The organism is Rubripirellula lacrimiformis, from assembly GCF_007741535.1.
Classification (GTDB): domain Bacteria; phylum Planctomycetota; class Planctomycetia; order Pirellulales; family Pirellulaceae; genus Rubripirellula; species Rubripirellula lacrimiformis.
In genome coordinates, this window is record NZ_CP036525.1 from 3,344,669 (window position 1) to 3,363,309 (window position 18,641).

The 18,641-nt window shown below is 58.2% G+C and carries 14 protein-coding genes; 6 read left to right on the top strand and 8 right to left on the bottom strand.

Translation table 11 applies throughout. From position 1 onward, the window contains the following. Positions 1-87 precede the first annotated feature (87 nt). The gene (locus tag K227x_RS11835; protein ID WP_145169677.1) at positions 88-1,467 is read left to right on the top strand and encodes an MFS transporter; all 1,380 of its coding nucleotides are present in this window, start codon (positions 88-90) and stop codon (positions 1,465-1,467) included. On the opposite strand, the gene K227x_RS11840 is transcribed toward K227x_RS11835, so the two are convergent. Next, positions 1,464-2,885 (bottom strand): ammonium transporter, encoded by a 1,422-nt coding sequence (locus K227x_RS11840; RefSeq protein ID WP_145177784.1) that lies wholly within the window; start codon positions 2,883-2,885, stop codon positions 1,464-1,466. The two genes, K227x_RS11835 and K227x_RS11840, sit on opposite strands and share 4 nt — an antisense overlap. Before the next feature lie 95 nt (positions 2,886-2,980). Between K227x_RS11840 and K227x_RS31400 the strand changes: the two genes are divergently transcribed. Then, on the top strand, positions 2,981-3,115 hold the full coding sequence (locus K227x_RS31400; RefSeq protein WP_261343435.1) for a hypothetical protein: 135 nt from the start codon (positions 2,981-2,983) through the stop codon (positions 3,113-3,115). 226 nt (positions 3,116-3,341) lie between these two features. Here the strand turns inward: K227x_RS31400 and lepA are convergent, their stop codons facing one another. Together lepA and K227x_RS11850 are read right to left on the bottom strand one after the other, a co-directional pair. After that, on the bottom strand, positions 3,342-5,135 hold the full coding sequence (gene lepA, locus K227x_RS11845) for a translation elongation factor 4 (protein ID WP_145169678.1): 1,794 nt from the start codon (positions 5,133-5,135) through the stop codon (positions 3,342-3,344). 137 nt (positions 5,136-5,272) lie between these two features. Continuing rightward, positions 5,273-6,310, bottom strand: a complete 1,038-nt coding sequence (locus tag K227x_RS11850; RefSeq protein ID WP_145169679.1) for an ROK family protein — start codon at positions 6,308-6,310, stop codon at positions 5,273-5,275. Between the two features lie 195 nt (positions 6,311-6,505). Between K227x_RS11850 and K227x_RS11855 the strand changes: the two genes are divergently transcribed. After that, complete coding sequence (locus K227x_RS11855) at positions 6,506-7,795, top strand: glycosyltransferase family 4 protein (protein ID WP_145169680.1); 1,290 nt, start codon at positions 6,506-6,508, stop codon at positions 7,793-7,795. 174 nt (positions 7,796-7,969) lie between these two features. Here K227x_RS11855 and K227x_RS11860 read toward each other — a convergent pair whose 3' ends face one another. The 4 genes from K227x_RS11860 to K227x_RS11875 all read right to left on the bottom strand — a co-directional run bounded on the left by K227x_RS11860 (position 7,970) and on the right by K227x_RS11875 (position 11,807). Beyond that, a complete protein-coding gene (locus K227x_RS11860) occupies positions 7,970-8,572 on the bottom strand; it encodes a LutC/YkgG family protein (RefSeq protein ID WP_145169681.1) in 603 nt (200 codons plus the stop codon). 95 nt (positions 8,573-8,667) lie between these two features. After that, entirely contained in the window at positions 8,668-10,050 is a 1,383-nt protein-coding gene (locus tag K227x_RS11865; protein ID WP_145169682.1) for a lactate utilization protein B, read from the bottom strand. A 132-nt stretch (positions 10,051-10,182) separates the two neighbouring features. Further along, positions 10,183-10,950, bottom strand: a complete 768-nt coding sequence (locus tag K227x_RS11870) for a (Fe-S)-binding protein (RefSeq protein ID WP_145169683.1) — start codon at positions 10,948-10,950, stop codon at positions 10,183-10,185. A 74-nt stretch (positions 10,951-11,024) separates the two neighbouring features. After that, complete coding sequence (locus K227x_RS11875) at positions 11,025-11,807, bottom strand: hypothetical protein (RefSeq protein WP_145169684.1); 783 nt, start codon at positions 11,805-11,807, stop codon at positions 11,025-11,027. A gap of 314 nt (positions 11,808-12,121) precedes the next feature. Between K227x_RS11875 and K227x_RS11880 the strand changes: the two genes are divergently transcribed. The 3 genes from K227x_RS11880 to mgtE all read left to right on the top strand — a co-directional run bounded on the left by K227x_RS11880 (position 12,122) and on the right by mgtE (position 17,324). Continuing rightward, a complete protein-coding gene (locus tag K227x_RS11880) occupies positions 12,122-13,603 on the top strand; it encodes a sulfatase family protein (RefSeq protein ID WP_145169685.1) in 1,482 nt (493 codons plus the stop codon). A gap of 119 nt (positions 13,604-13,722) precedes the next feature. After that, the gene (locus K227x_RS11885) at positions 13,723-15,759 is read left to right on the top strand and encodes a M13 family metallopeptidase (protein ID WP_391540446.1); all 2,037 of its coding nucleotides are present in this window, start codon (positions 13,723-13,725) and stop codon (positions 15,757-15,759) included. Positions 15,760-15,947: 188 nt separating this feature from the next. Beyond that, complete coding sequence (gene mgtE, locus K227x_RS11890; protein WP_145169687.1) at positions 15,948-17,324, top strand: magnesium transporter; 1,377 nt, start codon at positions 15,948-15,950, stop codon at positions 17,322-17,324. 243 nt (positions 17,325-17,567) lie between these two features. On the opposite strand, the gene lpxK is transcribed toward mgtE, so the two are convergent. After that, positions 17,568-18,593 carry a tetraacyldisaccharide 4'-kinase gene (gene lpxK, locus K227x_RS11895; protein WP_246146755.1) on the bottom strand — a complete coding sequence of 342 codons (1,026 nt, stop codon included), beginning with the start codon at positions 18,591-18,593 and terminating at the stop codon, positions 17,568-17,570. Between the last annotated feature and the right edge of the window lie 48 nt (positions 18,594-18,641).

Genomic DNA, 18,641 nt, shown 5'->3' on the forward strand with positions numbered 1-18,641 from the left:
ACCTACAGAATCCGATCCGACGATAGCGGTTGCACCGATCGTTTCGGCAAATTGCCTCGAAATCGATCAACGGCGAAATCATTCAACATGTCCAATCTTGATCAACGTCCAAGTCCGGCTGACCTAAACCAGGAAATCTCTGGCCAGGAAACAGTCGGCGAAACGATCCCCACCCCGGCGGCGCCAAGCGATGCGCTGGCCACCGGTTCGCGACCGCCCTCCCCTGCGGTGGTGGATGCGGGCGACAGCCCCTCGCCCTGGGCACCCTTGGCGGTTCCGCTGTTTCGTGCTTTCTGGCTGGCATCGCTGGTTTCGAATTTGGGGACCTGGGTTCATGAAATCGGTGCCGGCTGGTTGATGACCAACCTGGATTCGTCTCCCGAAATGGTTTCGGCGGTCCGCGTTGCGATGTCGTTTCCGATGACGGTGTTGGCGATCCCGGCGGGTGTGTTGGCGGATCGAATTGACCGGCGGCGGCTGTTGATCATCACTCAGTGGGTGATGCTGACGACGACCGCTACTTTGGCCACATTGACGCTGACCGGTCAGATTACCGCTTGGACGCTGCTGGGGCTGACGTTTGTGATCGGTCTGGGCATGGTGCTGCATGTGTTGACTTGGCAAGCAACCATCCCCGAACTGGTGCCGCGGTCACAGCTATCGCGGGCGGTTGCGTTGGGCAGCATCAGTTTCAACTTGGCCCGATCCGTCGGTCCGGCCATCGGCGGCATCTTGATCGCCGTGTCGGGCCCCTGGATCGCGTTCGCCGCCAACGCGTTGTCATTCGCGGCCGTGTTGACGGTGTTGATGCGATGGAAGCGAGAAAACACCGAGTCGTCCAACGGGCTTTCCTACCGCCGGTCGCTGGCCGAGGGGATTGCCTACGTTCGAAACCACCGCCAGATGCGGCGAACATTGATGCGGTTGTCGATGTTCATGCTGCCTGCGTCCGCGTTGTGGGCGCTGTTGCCGTTGGTCGCCCGACAGCGGCTCGGTTGGGATGCCGAGGGTTTCGGATTGTTGGTGACCACGGTTGGTGCGGGGGCGGTCAGTGCGGCATGGTTGCTGCACCGCATGCATGCCAAGATCGGGACGGACCGTACGATCGCGATTTCCGTACTCGCGTTCGCTGGCGGAATGCTGGGGATCAGTTTGGCGACCGGCGCCGCCGCTGCGATGACGTCGATGTTCGTGATGGGGGCGTCGTGGATGACGACGCTGACCACGCTGAACTCCGAAGCCCAATTGGCGCTGCCGAATTCGATGCGGGCCCGAGGGATGAGCTGCTATGTGACCGTGATGGCGATATCGATGGCCGGTGGATCCGCCATTTGGGGGCAGATTGCCGGCGCAATCTCGGTACCCGCCGCCCAACAGGTCGCGGCCGCCACGTTGGTCGTGACGGCTGCGGTGATCGCCTTGGGGACGCTGCGTCCCCCAGAGACCGATGGCCCCCCAACCGCCTAGCTGAACATGTAGCCTTCTTCACCATGGTCGGTGACGTCCAGGCCGCGTTGTTCACTTTCGGCAGGCACTCGAAGTCCGATCACGATGTCGATCGATTTCAGCAGCACGAAGCTGCCGATTCCGGCGAACAGGAAGGTGATCAGCACGGCCACGATCTGCCCGATCAACAAGGTTGGGTTTCCGCCCGATTCGATCAGGCCGATCGGCGTCCCCTCGCTGACATCCAAGCACGCTCGTGTAGCAAAGACACCGGTCAGCACTGCGCCCAGCGTTCCGCCCACGCCGTGCACACCGAATGCGTCCAACGCATCGTCGTACTTCAGCAGGAACTTCAACTTGGAACATGCCCAATAGCAAACCACGCCGGCCATCAGTCCCATGAAAATCGCTGGCATCGGTTGCACGAATCCCGCCGCAGGGGTGATGCAGACCAATCCGGCAACGGCACCAGAACTAGCACCCAGGACGGTCGGTTTGCCTAGCACGACCCATTCTGTCATTGCCCAGGCGACCGCGCCGGCGGCGGCCGAAAAGTGAGTGACCGCGAACGCGCTGCTGGTCAATCCATCGGACAACATCTCGCTGCCGGCATTGAACCCGAACCAACCGACCCAAAGCATCGATGCACCCAGTGCGGTGTAGGTCAGGTTGTGGGGTTGGATCGGTTCCTTCAGGAAGCCCATCCGTGGTCCGATCAGGATGGCTGCGACCAGGGCCGAGATACCGCTGCTGATGTGCACGACGGTTCCGCCGGCAAAGTCCAAGGCACCGCCGGCAATGCTGCCTTCGTTGTACGATAGCGGTCCGCCGTCCCAAACCCAGTGGCATAGCGGACAGTAGATCAGTGTCCCCCAGACAATGGAGTAAACCACCATCGCGCTGAACTTGATTCGTTCGGCGAACGCACCGCAGATCAGTGCAGGCGTGATGATAAAGAACATGCCTTGGAACAGCATGTGAGTCAGTCGGGTCATCTCGCCTTCCATCGGCGTGACCGGTTCGCCCAAGGTTTCGCTGTAAACTCGCTGGACGCCGTTCATGAACAGGTAGTCGCCGTTGCCGATCCAGCCGCCATCGCCACCAAAGGCCAGCGAATAGCCATAGATGGCCCAGATCACGGTCATCAGTCCCATCAAAAAGATGCACTGCATCATCACGCTTAGCACGTTCTTTCGCCGAACCAGTCCGCCGTAGAACATGGCCAATCCAGGGGCGGTCATGAACAACACAAGCGCACAGCAGACCAACATCCACGCATTGTGCGCGGCATAGGGTCCGTTGGCGATTTCGTCGTCCGTCAGCGCGCCTTCGGGGACGTCCGAGGGCGCTGAAATGTCACTGACGACCACTTGGGTCACTTCGTCCACCGCAGCTTCCACTGCGGCCGTATCGGCTTCCTGCCCCAGGGCGGAGGACATTGGCAATGCCAGGACGAACAATAGCCCTGCGCTGAAAATCAGACGTTCAGATAGATACACCGTGCTCACCTAAGTAATTCGAATTCCATCGTTTCATGATGGCAACATCTCCGAATGTGATTCGCAAACCGAAGGTCAGCGAAGCGATCCGCGAACGGCTGGCCGCCTGTCGCCCCCAAGCCTCGAAACCCGAGCGTTCGATTCCGGGGGGACACCAACCGAGCACCTAAAAAGATGTTCGGGAAAAGGACCGTCTGGCATGTCGAGACGGCATCGCCAAAAAGGATACGTGTTGAAGATTGTGGTGGCAACGCGTCCGCTGCAATACGGGGGTGATCGTCCCGGAACGCCTGGTGACCAGACCGCGGGAATCCGTGCTGTGCAGGCATCGGCGGACTGCGGTTCCCCGAAGTGCCGATCTTTGCGGCCGGGGGGGGAACCCCAGCGAATCAATCGTTATTCGCCGTCGCTAAGCACAGCCATGAAGGCTTTTTGGCTGATTTCGACGTTGCCAATCGCCTTCATTCGTTTTTTGCCTTCCTTTTGTTTTTGCAACAGTTTTCGTTTTCGCGTGATGTCGCCGCCGTAACATTTGGCGGTCACATTTTTTCGCATCGCCGGCACGGTTTCTCGCGCGATCACGCGGCTGCCGATGGCGGCTTGCACGGCCACTTCGAACATGTGCCGTTCGATCTCTGCTTTCAACTTCTTGGCAACCGCTCGGCCACGGCGATCGGCATCGGCCCGATTGCAAACAATGCTGAGCGCATCGACGCGGTTGCCGTTGACCATGATGTCCATCCGGCAAAGGTCGGCCGGTTCATAGCCAACCATTTCATAGTCCAGCGTCCCATAGCCGCGTGTACAGCTTTTGATTTTGTCGTGAAGGTCGTAGACGACTTCGGCCAAGGGGATGTCGTAGGTCAACATCGCTCGGTTGGCACCGAGGTATTCTTGGTTCTTTTGGATCCCGCGTCGTTCTTGGCAAAGCTTCATCACCGCGCCGATATAGTCGCCCGGCACGATCACGTTGCAGCGGACGATCGGCTGGCGGAATTCTTCGATGTCGCCCGGATCGGGAACATCCTGCGGCTTGTGAATCGTGACGGTCTCGCCACGTTTGTTGACCACTTCGTAGGTCACGTTGGGCGCCGTTTGCACCAAGTCGATGTTGGATTCGTTTTCCAGTCGCTGCTGGATGATTTCCATGTGCAACAGCCCCAGGAATCCACATCGGAATCCAAACCCCAACGCGTCGCTGGTCTCGGGTTCAAATTCGAAGCTGGGGTCGTTCACGGCCAGCCGTTCGAGGGCGTCGCGAAGTTCGGAAAAGTCCTGGCCATCGCTGGGGAACAAACCGCAATACACCATCCGCTTGGGACGCGAGTATCCGGGCAATGCCGGGGCGTGTTTGTCGCCGGTGATGGAAACCGTGTCGCCGATGTGGACGTCCCCGAGGCTCTTGATGTTGCAAATCAAATAGCCGACTTGGCCGGCCGAGAGGGTGTCGCAAGGTTCCCGCTGGGGGACGAACTGTCCCAGTTCCACCACTTCGTGCTGGCTGCCGGTGCGGATGAACTGAATCTTTTGACCCTTGCGGACGGTTCCCTGCATGACTCGCACATAGGTGATTGCACCTCGGTAATCGTCATAGTTGGAATCGAAAACCATCGCCTGCAGCGTTGCATCGGGATCGCCCGACGGCGCCGGGATCTTGGCAACGATGGTTTTTAGCAATTCATCCACGCCAATCCCGGTTTTGGCACTCACACGCACACAGTCGTCTGGATCAGTGCCCAGCGCGTTCATCATTTCTTCGGCGACTTCCTCGGGCCGTGCCATCGATAGGTCGATCTTGTTGATCACCGGCACGATGTGCAGTTCGTGTTCCATCGCGGCGAACGCATTGGCCACCGTTTGCGCTTCGACGCCTTGGAACGCGTCGACCAACAACAGGGCGCCTTCGCAACATGCCAACGATCGCGAAACCTCGTATTGAAAGTCCACGTGGCCGGGGGTGTCGATCAGGTTCAGTTCGTATTCCTGACCGTCCTGTTTGTACCGCATCCGGACCGCACGAGCCTTGATCGTGATGCCACGTTGCTGTTCCAGTTCCAGATCATCCAACATCTGCTCTTTTTTGTCACGGTTCATCACCGTGCCGGTATGTTCAAGCAGACGATCGGCCAGCGTGCTCTTGCCATGGTCGATGTGTGCGATGATGCAAAAATTGCGAATATTGGCTGTCATGATTCTTGTGAAATGTTGACCTTGGTGTGACCTCGGGATTTCCACGAAGCCTGCGGGTGCAGAATACCGTTGCCCATACAGAAATGGATGCGGCCCGCTGCTGTTCTGGACGGCTTGGCGTTTTCAGCCGTCCCGATCTATCCAACCTGTTTGCTCTGTTTTCGGGCGTATCCGGCAACGCCCAGATAGCCGGCATCGGCACCGAGCGACGCGAATTGAATCGACGTGCCCTCAAAAACGTTCTCGAAGGTTCGGCTTCGAAATTCGTCCGAAATGCCTTTCAAGAAACGTTGCCCAACCGGGCAGTTGGCGCCACCAAAATTCATGGCTCCGCCAAACACGACGGCGCCCGGGTCCAGGGTGTGCACGAAAGTCGTCACACCGATTCCCAGCCATCGCGCGGTTTCGTCGATGATTTCGAGTGCCAGTTCATCGGACTCCACCGCGGCTTCGTAAACTTTCTTTGCCGTCAGTTCGTTGTTTGTGCCGTGCAGGTGGCCTGCCAACAGGCTGTTGCGGCCCTCGGTTAGTCGTTGACGGGTTCGCCCGACCACGGCACTGGCCGATGCGTAGGCTTCCAGTTGTCCGCGTCCCCCACCCCACACGCACAGTTGGGCGGTCGGCGATGAATCAACAATGATGTGACCGCATTCGCCGCCAAAGCTGTTCACCCCGTTGACCATTTCGCCATCCAGGATGATTCCGCCGCCGACACCGGTTCCCAGGGTCAACAACAGCATCGATTGATCGTTTTTGCCGCTGCCGAGCCAAAATTCGCCGAAGGCCGCCGCGTTGGCATCGTTCAAAAACGAGACGGGGCGTTCCAGCATTTTGGCGACGGTGTCGCGAATCGGGAAATCCCACCACGTTGGCAATTGCGGCGGAGCCACCAGGTACCCACGGGGCAAATCCATCGGTCCGGGGGCCCCCAAGCCAACGCGTTTGACTTGGTGTGAAATATCGAATTGTTCTTCGTAGTCGTTGACGACTGCTGCGACCCGCTGCATCGCTGCGGTGGGCCCCTCGTTTTCGCGAGTCGGCATCGTTTCGAACGCAAGGGTCTGGCCTAGATCGTCGACCAATCCGATCTTGATCCCTGTCCCGCCGACGTCGATCCCCCAAAAAAAGGGAGCTTGCGCACTAGAAATCGGCGTGATGTCGGGATTTTGGGCCATGAGCCTGTTTGCAGGTCGGTAAAGTGTGTCTTCGGCTGGCAATCACGCTTGGGTGACTGGTGCCGTGCGGACGAAAAATCAACGCGAAGTATAGGAACGGTCCCGTTTTGTCACAACGAGCATTCTTTTTATGGCTGACTTTACCCCCCGGGGTGGCAACGTGGCTGTCAGGCTGGACGCTGTTGAGACGCGACGATGAAAGCTGTTTTTCTGACCGCCGGGGCTGCCGGGATGTACTGTGGCAGCTGCATGCACGACAACGCGATCGCCCGAGCAATGATCGCTCAGGGCGTCGATTGCTTGCTGCAGCCGGTCTACACGCCGATCCGGACCGACGAAATCAGTGTCGCCAGCGACGAGGTTTTCTTTGGCGGGATCCAGATTTATCTGCTGCAACAAATGCCGTGGCTTCGTTTTGTGCCGGGGCCGCTGCGACGAACGCTCGATTGGCCGCCGCTGCTGCGATGGGCGACCGGCCGGACCCATTCGACGGACGCTGCGAAGCTGGGTGATTTGGCGGTGTCGATGTTGCGGGGCGAGCAGGGGCGGCAGGCCAGTGAAGTCAAACGGTTGGCGCACTGGTTGGCCGACGATATTCGTCCCGATGCCGTGCTGTTAAGCAACCTGTTGATCGGCGGATCCCTGCCCGCGATTCGCAGCGCTCTGCCGAACACGCGTTTGGCCGTGATGCTGCAGGGCGACGACATCTTTCTGGATTTCTTGCCACCCAAACAGCGTCAGCAGGCAATCGAACTGTGCCAGGAGCTGGTCCCGTCGGTGGATCGATTCATCGTGCACAGCCAATTTTATGCGGACAAAATGCAGCGGATGCTAAACATCCCGGACCACCAATTGGTCGTGACTCCCCTGTCGATCGACGTTGCACCTTTTGCCGAAACGATCACGCCATTGCCGAAGCCGGCCGACGAATTCCGACTCGGTTACTTGGCTCGAATCGCCCCCGAGAAGGGTCTGCACCATCTGGTGGACGCGTTCACCCGCTTGGCGGCCGACGACGAACACCATGACATGACTCTGCACGCCGCAGGTTGGTTGGGCGGGAATCATCAAACCTATTTGGATGATCTGCATGCCAAGATCGAACAAGCGTCGCTGAGTCACCGATTTACCTACCACGGCAGCCCGTCGCTTTCGGAAAAAATCGCTTACCTGAGTTCGCTGGACCTGCTTTGTGTGCCCACCGATTACGAAGATCCCAAAGGGCTATTCGTGCTGGAAGCACTGGCCGCGGGCGTCCCCGTATTGCAGCCCGACCACGGCGCGTTTGGTGAATTGATCACGTCCACCGGCGGCGGGCAGACGTATCGACCAGGCAACCTTGACGATCTGATTCGCGCGATCGAGGACACCAAACGCAACCCTCAGCAGCGGTCCCAATGGGCCAAAGCTGGATATGACGCGGTGCATCAGCGACACTCGGTTCAGCAGTCCGCGGCTGATCTGGCCAAGATTTTGTTCGACTGATTTTGGAGAGAGGCGAGGGAGGTAAGTTGCGAGTTGCGAGTTGCGGACTGGAATCGGCTTTGGAAACTTAAACTCGAACTCGAACTCGAACTTAAACTCGAACTTTCTTTCTTTCCTTCCTTCCTTCCTCGTCCTTCCGATCCTGGTCCCACCGCGAATCGCTTGACCGAAACTCTAAGGCACAAGAAAAACTTGCAGTTTGCGACAGCCATGCGCCCCCAGGACCAAGCTCTGTTCAATGTCCGCTGTCTTGCTGGGGCCGGAAACGAAGACGCCGAATCCGGGCTTGGGAGTTCCGATGCGTTGATACGCTTCGTGCATGTTCGAAACGATCTCGTTTCGTGACACGACGATGGCCAAGTATTGGGGGATGAACAACATCACGCGATGCGGCAATGTCGATCCATCGACCCAGATGGCGCCGTTTTCAGCCACCATGAATTCGCCGCGGGCGATCACCCAATCCAACGACGACAATGCGTGCGGGTCATCCACCTGGCTGGCGTCCACGTTGCCCTGGATGGCGGCCGGGACGACGGACGCGATTCGGGTCGCATCGGCGAAAACGGGGTTCTTCGATAGGATCTCGCGGACCTCTTCGATCCGGTCCACTTGATGGGCTTCGCCACCGACAAAGGCCAGCATCTCGGCGAACTTGGCGATCGGGTCCTCAAATGTCGTCAACCGTGATGGGTCGATCGTTGGCAGTGGATTGGCATCGACGACGCGGCTTGTCAGTCGGTCCAGGATCGCTTGTCGGCTTTCTGTGGTCGCCATGGTTGGTTTCTAAGTCGCAGTTTCAATGATGGATGGGACGCGGCGTCACGCTTCGGCAGGGGGGGGGCTTCGGCGGGGGTGTCTTCGGCGGGGAGCTAACCGCGGTTTTTGCGATACCAGTCGCGAAAACTCTCTTTCGGCGGCAGCGGCAATTCGCGAGCGATCGTCCACTTGTTCAGCCGGTTGTGAGTTGCGAAGTGCGGCAGCCAGCGGAGGGCAGTGCGGCCGGCTTTGCCTGCCAATGCGAACAGCTTGGGATGCTGGAACAAGTACGATGCCGCCTTCATCGGTACCGTCTTGGATTTGGGCATCCGATCTTGGCCAACCAACTCTTTTCGCCACGCCAACAGTTGGTGGTGCAGCGGGATTTTGACGGGACAAACGTCGGTGCATGATCCACATAGGCTGCACGCATATGGAAGGCTTTTGTGAGCCTTCGAATCGCGTGCCGGCGACAGCACCGATCCGATCGGACCGGGGACGGTGGTGCGATAACTGTGTCCGCCACTGCGTCGGTACACCGGGCATGTGTTCATGCAGGCACCGCAGCGGATGCAGTGCAGCGCGTGGCGAAACGTTTCACTTTCGCGAAGCTTGCTTCGGCCGTTGTCGACCAACACGATGTGCAATTCACTGTTGGCGTCGCGTGGCCCATGGAAGTGCGACGTGTAACTGGTGATCGGTTGGCCGGTGGCGCTGCGGGCTAGCAGCCGAGTGAAGATGGCCAGATCCTGATGCCGTGGCAACAGCTTTTCGATCCCCATGCATGCGATGTGCACTCGCGGCAATGATACGCCAAGGTCAGCATTGCCTTCGTTCGTGCAGACCACGATGCCGCCGGTGTCGGCGATTCCGAAGTTCACGCCGGTGATCCCGATTTCGCCGGAAAGAAACTTGCCGCGAAGGTGCCCACGTGCTGCTTCGGTCAAATACTGCGGATCGGAAGCACCTTTGTCGGTGCCAAGGTGCGTGTGAAAGGTTTCACCGACCTCTTCCTTTTTGATGTGGATCGCAGGCAGCACGATATGGCTTGGTGTTTCGTGCCGCAGTTGAACGATCCGTTCGCCGAGGTCGGTATCAACGACCTCGATCCCGTTGTCCTCTAGATAGTGGTTCAGGCCACATTCCTCGGTCAGCATCGATTTGCTTTTGACGATCCGCAGAGTGCCGTGATCCTTCAGAATCTGGTGCACGATGCGGTTATGGTCGGCGGCATCGCTGGCCCAGTGCACGGTGGCACCCATCGCGGTCGCATTCTTTTCGAATTCGACGAGATAGCGATCCAGGTTGGCGATCGTGTGCGTTTTGACCTCGGACGCTTGTTCGCGCAGGTATTCCCATTCGGGTACCGAATGGGCCTGTTTGTCTCGTTTGCTACGCACGAACCACAACGCTTCGTCATGCCAATGCGACCGTGCTTTGTTGGTCACGAATTCGCGAGAAGCGTCGGGGTGATCGATGATCGGTAAAGCGCCCATCAGGGGCCTTTCATGAGAAAGCGGAGACTAGTTTTGACGGCTAGCAGACAGGTGGCGGGCCGTTCGCCGGTGAACCACGTCTGGGGATTCAGCAGCCGCGGCAAATCTTTACCGCAGCAAACCACGCTTGGATTATTCGGTCTTGGCTAGTTCTTTGATCGGACGCCCCACCAACACCTGTGCGATGTGCATCACTTGTGTGGGGTTCTTTTCGCGGCGAATCAAACCCTGCATGTGCATCAGGCAACTCATGTCGGCCGACACGATGACCTCGCTGCCGGTGGACAGGTGATCAGCGATGCGGTCGCGGCCCATCGATGCCGACAGTTCCGCTTCATCAACCGCAAACGTACCGCCAAAGCCACAGCACTCGTCGACACGCGTGGGCAACGACCATTCCAGGTCAGCCACCATGTCCAACAGGCTTCGCATCTTGTCCACGCGAGGTGTCATCACTTCGCTGGACGGGCCTAGTCGCAGTTCCCGCAGTCCGTGACAACTCTGGTGCAGCGAAACTCGATGGGGAAAGCGAACGTCCAATTTGCGGACTTCCAGCACGTCGTACAGGTATTCGCACAGTTCAAACGTGCGGCTTTTCACATGCTGAAACGCTGTGTCGCCGGAATCAAAGAACTGGTCGTAGTGATTTCGGACCATCGACGTGCAGGACCCCGACGGGCACACGACGGCGTCGTAATCGGCAAACATCGCGACGTTTCGTTTGGCCACCGGCCGGGCATCTTCGGTGCAACCGGTGTTGGCCATCGGCTGTCCACAGCACGTTTGTCCTTGCGGAAAGACCACATCCACGCCCAGGCGTTCCAGCAATTCCAGCGTCGCAATCGCAACGTCGGGATAGAACTGGTCAACGTAGCAGGGAACAAAAAGAGCGACGGACATGTTGCAATTCTGGCGGCAAGTCTGGCGGACGAGTAAAACGGCCCCGCCAGTATAGTCGACCGAGGGGCTTTTTCTTACTGCTTGGCCTGCAGAGCCGCGTCGATTTTGGCAATCAGCGCAATCACATCCTCATGAACCGATTCGGTGGTCGACACCACCAGCACCGGTCCCACCATTGTCGCCGTGCTAGGCCCCCCCAATGTATCCCAGGTATCGGAGACGACCGAATTCTTCAGGGCTTCCATGAAGGGTTGGTCGTAGGAAAGGATCGCCTCCGGCAAACGGTACGCCCGGACGGTCAGGCTGTGTTCGGCTGCCTCGATCGTCGTCACCATCAGCACCTCGTCACGGATGACGTACGTCAGTTCGTATTCACGCAGCATCAGTTTCAGAATGCTGCGCAGGCTGACGTTCGACAGTTGGACGTTGACAGGTTCTTCCGGGGACAGGCCGATTTCTTCGAGTGACCGCGAATCGATCACGATCGGCACGTCAAATTGGGCCGACAGAGATACGACGGCGTCGTTCAGGGGCATATCGACGATACTGACGCTGTCCCGCGAACCGAGTGCTTTCCGGATCGCTTCATGGGTGGCCGCGGCATCCACTGGAATGGATTCCGCCTTGGGGTACGCAGGTTGCCCTGGATGCGCCGATGACCGATTCCGATTCCGAGCGGGGCGAACCGATGGATGCCCGGTGTCGGCAGCAGATTTCACGGTCGGCGGCGGCGGGCTAAAAAACGGATCGGGTGAACCGCCGCCCCCGAACGGATCGTCGGCCGGTGACGCTTGCGCAAATCCAAGCGGAATGGCAAGCAAAAAGCAGGCGGCGACCAAGGTTCGTGATGCAGACATGTTTGCAACCTTCGCGAGAAGAAAAGTGGATCGAACAGAGATCCCCCAGGCCGCAATGAAGTCGATCGTGGGCTCGAGTCTCGGTTCGCCATTGGAAAAGTAGCGTTTCGCAGGCGGAAAAGCACTCAGCCGTCATTCTTGACCATCCGGTGGCGCCGATCAAGCAAATCTGTTGCGAACCGGTTGAATCCGGTCCCGGGGGCACCTGCCGTCCATGCCAGCTTTCCGGTAGTTTGTTGGCAGAATTCAAACGACTTTTGGGATCGCGGATTCGAATGCCCGACCCGCCACTGCGAACTTTCGTCGAGACGTGAATGTTTGTCCAAAAGCCGACGCCGGAAAACGATGATCGACCCAACATCGTGTTCATCATCACGGACCAGCAACGCTACGACACGATCGCTGCACTGGGGTTTCCGCATGTGGACACGCCTCATTTGGACCGACTGGTTCGCGAAGGCATCTCGTTTGACCAATGCCACGTCACGGCGGCATCCTGTGCGGCGGCCCGGGCTAGTTTGTTCAAAGGATACTATCCGCACACCACCGGCATTTTGAAGAACGCCGATACGTGGCGGCGCAGCTGGATCCAACTGCTGAACGATGCTGGCTATTACTGCACCAACATTGGCAAAATGCACTCGTGGCCGTTCCAGAGCGAACTCGGATTTCACGAACGGTTTGTGGTCGAAAACAAGGACCGCTATCTGGAAGGTCGTTACTTTTTCGACGAATGGGACCGCGCACTTCGATACCGTGGTCTGGTCAAACAGCAGCGAGAATCGTATCGGAAACGGGCCGATTATACCGAGTCCTTGGGGGCCTTTGATTGGGAACTTCCCGACGACACGCACCCCGACGTGTTCGTCGGTGACATGGCCAAGTGGTGGATCGAATCGAAACCGAAGACCGGACCATTGTTCCTGCAGATCGGTTTTCCAGGGCCTCATCCGCCCTACGATCCGATCCCCCGCTACGCTGAACCGTACCTGAACAAGACGCTGCCGATGTTGGCGGTTTCCGACGATGAATTGGATTCGCAACCGGCGGCGTTTCAGGAAATGCGTCAGCACAATTCCGAGGTGGATCACGATTCGGTCGTGATGCCGCTAGCGCCCTCGGACGCTCAACGCCACCGTCAACGCGCCTACTATCTGGCCAACGTGACGATGATCGATGAAAAGGTTGGCCAGATCATCGACGCGCTGGACGCCAAGGGATATCTGGACAACACGATCGTGATCTTCACCAGCGATCACGGCGACTGTTTGACCGACCATGGTCAGAGTCAGAAATGGACGATGTACGACCAGATCACTCGCGTTCCGATGATCGTCTGGGCGCCGGGGAAACGTTTTTCGGATCATCCCGGCGGGTTCGGCCCGGCACGGCGAATCGAGGGGTTGGTTCAACAGATGGACATCGGCCCGACCATCCTGCAGTGGGCGGGCATCGACGTGCCAAGCGACTGGGAAGCCCAATCGCTCGCCGCCGCCTTTGATCCCACCCAAACGCTAGCCGGGCGTCCTTACGTTTATTGCGAACAGGTGGGGGACGCTGTCTTGACGGGCGCCAACTTTGTGACCATGGTTCGCGACCGAACGCACAAACTTGTCCACTTCTTGGACCAGCCCGATGGGCAGCTCTTCGATTTGGTAGCGGATCCGGACGAAGTTCACAATTTGTGGAATCACCCGGCCGCTGCCAACCACCAAGACCGTTTGTTGACCGAACTTCGCGAATGGCGCATCCGCAGTGGTGTGCACACCAAGGATTGGTGTCAAGATTGGCGCTGATGCAACCGTTTGAATCCGACGAAATCCAACTTTGTCACGCAGCGATCCTGTACTTCATTAAGGACCCCAAGATGAGACTTATCGTTTTGATTGCCACCTTCGCGTTTGCATTGCTGGCGATGGTGCAGGACACAGCCGCATTGGCCCAGGAAGCAACTGCGGGCCAAGACCAGGCATCCAACCAGGGCCAATCCGGTTCAACAGACAAGGTTGCCGGTATCGACCAGTCGTTGTTCAGCAAGGCCGTTTCACCGGGCCAGAACTTCTATCTGTATGCCAATCAGGTTTGGTTGGATAAGACCGCCATCCCCGGCGACAAATCCGACTACGGCACGTTCACGATTCTGGACGACCTGACACGCCAACAGGTCCGTGTGCTGATTGAAACCGCTGCGGAAACCAAGAGTGCAAAAGGATCACCGGCGCAAAAGGTTGGGGACCTGTATCGCAGCGTCCTGGATGTCGATGCACGCGATCGCGCGGGCGTGGGGCCACTGGCGCCGATGCTGGAACTGATCGACTCGGCAACCACCATCGATCAACTGGCCGCCCGCATGGGTCAGCTGAATCGGATGGGCGTCTATGGTCCGTTGGCACCCTACGTCGACGTCGATGCACGCAACAGTGATTCGTACGCCGTGATGGTCACGCAAACCGGTCTGTCGCTACCCGATCGCGATTATTACCTGGAAGACGAGACTCGCTACGTCGAACTTCGCCAACAACTGAAAACCTACATCGCCGACATGTTGGGACTGCTGGGCACCCCGGCCGACCAAGCAACCGTCGATGCCATTTACGGGATCGAACACGCGATCGCTGAAAATCAGTGGTCCAAAACGGACAATCGCGACCCGGTCAAGACTTACAACAAGAAGTCCGCCGCTGAAATGAAGACGTTGCTGGGCGACTTCGATTGGGCTGCCTACACGCAATCGCTGGGTTTGGGCCAACAGGACGCGTTTGTGGTTCGCCAACCTAGTTACCTGGAAAACATCGGCAAGATGTTCGGCACCACTTCGTTGGATCACTGGAAGGCGTATCTGCGACTGCGTGTGATCGATACCTACGGTGACAATCTAAGCGAAGCGATCGAAAAACGACATTTCGAATTTCACCGAACGGCCATCAGCGGGATCACTGAACAGGAACCGATGTGGAAGCGCGGCGTCAACATCACCGGCAGCGTGCTGGGCGAATTGGTAGGGCAGCTTTACGTGGAAACTCACTTCCGCCCCGAAGCCAAAAAACGCATGAACGAATTGGTCGACAACCTGAAAAAAGCGTTCGCCATCCGAATCGAATCTCGCGACTGGATGGGCGAAGGCACCAAGAAACAGGCACTCGAAAAACTGTCGATGTTCACGACCAAGATCGGATACCCCGATCAGTGGAAAGATTATTCCGATCTGCAGATCGATTCGCCCGTGTTGGCCGATAACCTGATCGCCGCATCTGAGTTTGAAACCGCTCGCGAACAAAAGAAGTTGGGTGGTCCGATTGATCGCAACGAATGGCACATGACGCCGCAGACGATCAACGCCTATTACAACCCCACGATGAACGAAATCGTTTTCCCAGCCGCGATCCTGCAGCCGCCGTTTTTCAACCTAAAGGCTGACGACGCAGTCAATTACGGCGGAATCGGCGCCGTGATCGGCCACGAACTTTCGCACGGATTCGATGACAAGGGCAGCAAGTACGACGGCAAAGGCAACCTACGGATGTGGTGGACCGATTCCGATCGGGAAGAATTTGAACGCCGTGCCACCGGGCTGGTCGATCAATACAATTCTTTTGAACCCATCAAGGGAAACTTCGTCAACGGCGAGTTGACGCTTGGCGAAAATATCGGTGATCTTGGCGGCCTAAGCGTTGCCTACGAAGCCTATCGCCTGTCCCTGGATGGGAAGGAAGCACCCGTGATTGATGGCTTGACCGGCGATCAACGTTTCTTTTTGGGTTGGTCCCAAATTTGGCGACGTTTGTATCGTGAACCCGAACTGCTGAAACGACTGGTAACCGACCCGCACAGCCCTAGCGAATATCGGGTGAACGGGATCGTGCGGAACATCGATGCGTGGTACGACGCATTCGGGATCACACCGGATTCCCCGTTGTACCTAGCACCATCCGACCGCGTTCGGATTTGGTAAGTCGTTGGACGTGTCGACTGGTGTCGGTGGACGATGGATCGGTGGACGATCGATCGTCGATTGGGGTTGGCTGACATGTTGGCCATCCCAATGCGGGTCAGCGGCACCATCGGTTTGAACGATCAACGGTCCGCGGACGGATTCGCGGGCCAGCGACTCAACACAGCTCTTATCCCACTGGGCAATGCATGTCACCCGTCGAAACTGAAGTCAACCAGCGTCCTTGGGAAGAGCTTGCCCGGACGGTTGGAACCGGAAATTCAGAGACTGTCAAAGCCTATCTGGATACGCTTGCGTCGACCGAGCAGTCGCTAGCCCTGGATCGTCTCAGTGACGAAGAACGGCACGCGGTTTTGACCACGTTGGTTCCCGAGGATGCGGCGGACCTGGTCGCGCTGCTGCCGGACGTGCAGGCGATCGAACTGATCGAAGACCTGACGCCTGGCGAAGCGGCGGCGATCATTGACGAGTTGCCTAGCAACTTGAAGGCCGACTTGATCGGCGAACTAGAAGATGATGACGCGGCGGCGATTCTGAATGTGATGGAGCCGCAGGCCGCGGCCGACTGTTTGCGTCTGTCGGAATACGAAGACGACGAGGCGGGCGGGTTGATGGTGACCGAGATGCTGAAGTATCCGGTCACGTGGACCGGTGCCCAAGTGATCGCGGACCTGGGCGACAACGCCGACCTGTATCGTGATTACGACGTTCAGTACGCGTACCTTGTCGACGATCAGGAACGGTTGATCGGGGTGCTGCGGATGCGCGATCTGCTGCTTTCCAAACGCGGAACACCGATCATTGAAAATATGATCGCCAACCCATTGTCGGTCGAAGACAAATCCAAGATCGGCGAATTGATCGACCTGTTCGATCGCCATCACTTCTTTGGCGTCCCGGTGGTCACGTCCACCGATGGTAAGCTGATCGGGGTGGTGCACCGCGCGGCCGTCGAAGAGGCGCGAGCCGAGCAACATGATTCGGACTTTCTGAAAACTCAAGGGATCGTCGGCGGCGAAGAAATTCGATCGATGCCGTTGATCGTCCGGGCCCGCCGGCGGTTGGCTTGGCTTAGCGTCAACATCGTGCTGAACATGTTGGCCGCCAGTGTGATCGCGGTTTACCAGGACACGTTGTCGTCGGTGATCGCGTTGGCTGTGTTCCTGCCGATCATCTCGGACATGTCCGGGTGCAGCGGAAATCAAGCGGTCGCGGTCAGCCTGCGAGAACTGTCGATGGGGCTGGTTCGCGAATCCGAATGGATGCGTGTTTGGTTGAAAGAAGTGTCCGTGGGGATGATCAACGGGCTGGCGCTCGGCGTCTTGATCGCCGGAGTCAGTTTCGTCTGGAAAGGCAACGTGTACCTGGGGCTGGTCGTCGGATTGGCGTTGTGCTTGAACACGATGATCGCGGTATCGATCGGTGGCCTCGTGCCGTTGGTGCTGAAGCGATTCAAAGTCGACCCGGCGATCGCAGCCGGTCCAATCCTGACCACGGTGACCGACATGTGCGGATTCTTTCTGGTGCTCAGCATCGCCAGTTCGATGTTGGACAAGCTGCAATAGAACTTTGCTGCAGCTTCGAAAAAATGCGGACACTTATGTTCCTTCGCTGGACAACGCCGCTTTCGCTAGCCGTTTCGGCGCGAGCGGCCTGCTGATTGAGTGAGCCGTGATCGCGTGAGCGGCCGGGATTCCCCATTCCCCGTGGCCCATTGCCCGTGGCCTGACCGCCAGCGGCTCACCATTGCTGTCCACCATTCGAATGAATCAGCACGCCGCTAGCGCCACGATAGTGGCACTGTGCAGCTAACCGGATTTTGGCAACCACTGGGTCAGCCAGGAGGACAGATCGCCCTCGACGTCCAGGTCGATCATGATCGCGGAAAGCGGTTTGCCGCCCAAGCGATCTGATTTCAGTTTGACCAAGTCTTTATGAGTGCAAACGACGCGATCGATTTGGCTTCCCAGGCTGGCAATCCATTCACGAATTTCGGCGACCGTGTCGGGCGAATAGGGATCGTGATCGCCAAGCTGTTTGGTGGCGATTGGCGTGGCACCGCACTGCCGCACGGTTTGCTGGAACGCGTCGGGGTTTCCGATGGCTGACAGGACAGCAACGTTCTGGCCGGCCAGCGTTTCGATTGGCAAGGTGGTCTGCGGATACTCACGCAGCCCGCTGGGGCGGTGCCGAGACCGGAACACAGGCAGCTTGGGATTCACGCTTCGGACGGTGGTTTCGATCGCTTGCAAATCCGATGGTGACACGGCGTCACATCGTGTCACGATCACCAGGTCCGCGCGACCCAGGCCGGCGACGGGTTCACGCAGCAATCCGCGTGGCAGCAGGTATCCGAATCCGAACGGACAGGTCGCGTCGATCACGACGATGTCGGCGTCACGATGCAAACGTCGATGTTGAAAACCGTCGTCCATCAGGATCAGTTCGGCTTCCAATTCATCGACCGCGATCCGTGCGGCTTCGACGCGGTCAGGATCTTGGATGTGCGGCACGTCGGGCAACCGATCGTGCATCTCCATCGCTTCGTCGTTGACATCGTTTTCGCCACGTCCGTAACCGCGGCTGACGATCATCACTCGCACGCCCTGGGACCGAAACCATTTGGCCAAGTAGCACACAATCGGGGTTTTGCCCGTGCCACCGGTCGTCAGGTTTCCGACGCTGATGACGGGCACGCCTGCGGAGTGGATGGTGGTCTTGCCCGTGTCGTAGCCACGGTTTCGCCGGCCGACGACGATCCCGTAGGGGAGCGATGCCAATCGCAGTGCGGTGCGGAACAAGCCGGCGGCAGGGCCGCGTCGCTTGCCGCTCATGATTCTTTGATGATCCCAATTCATGGTCGCCACGATAACCGGTGGCAG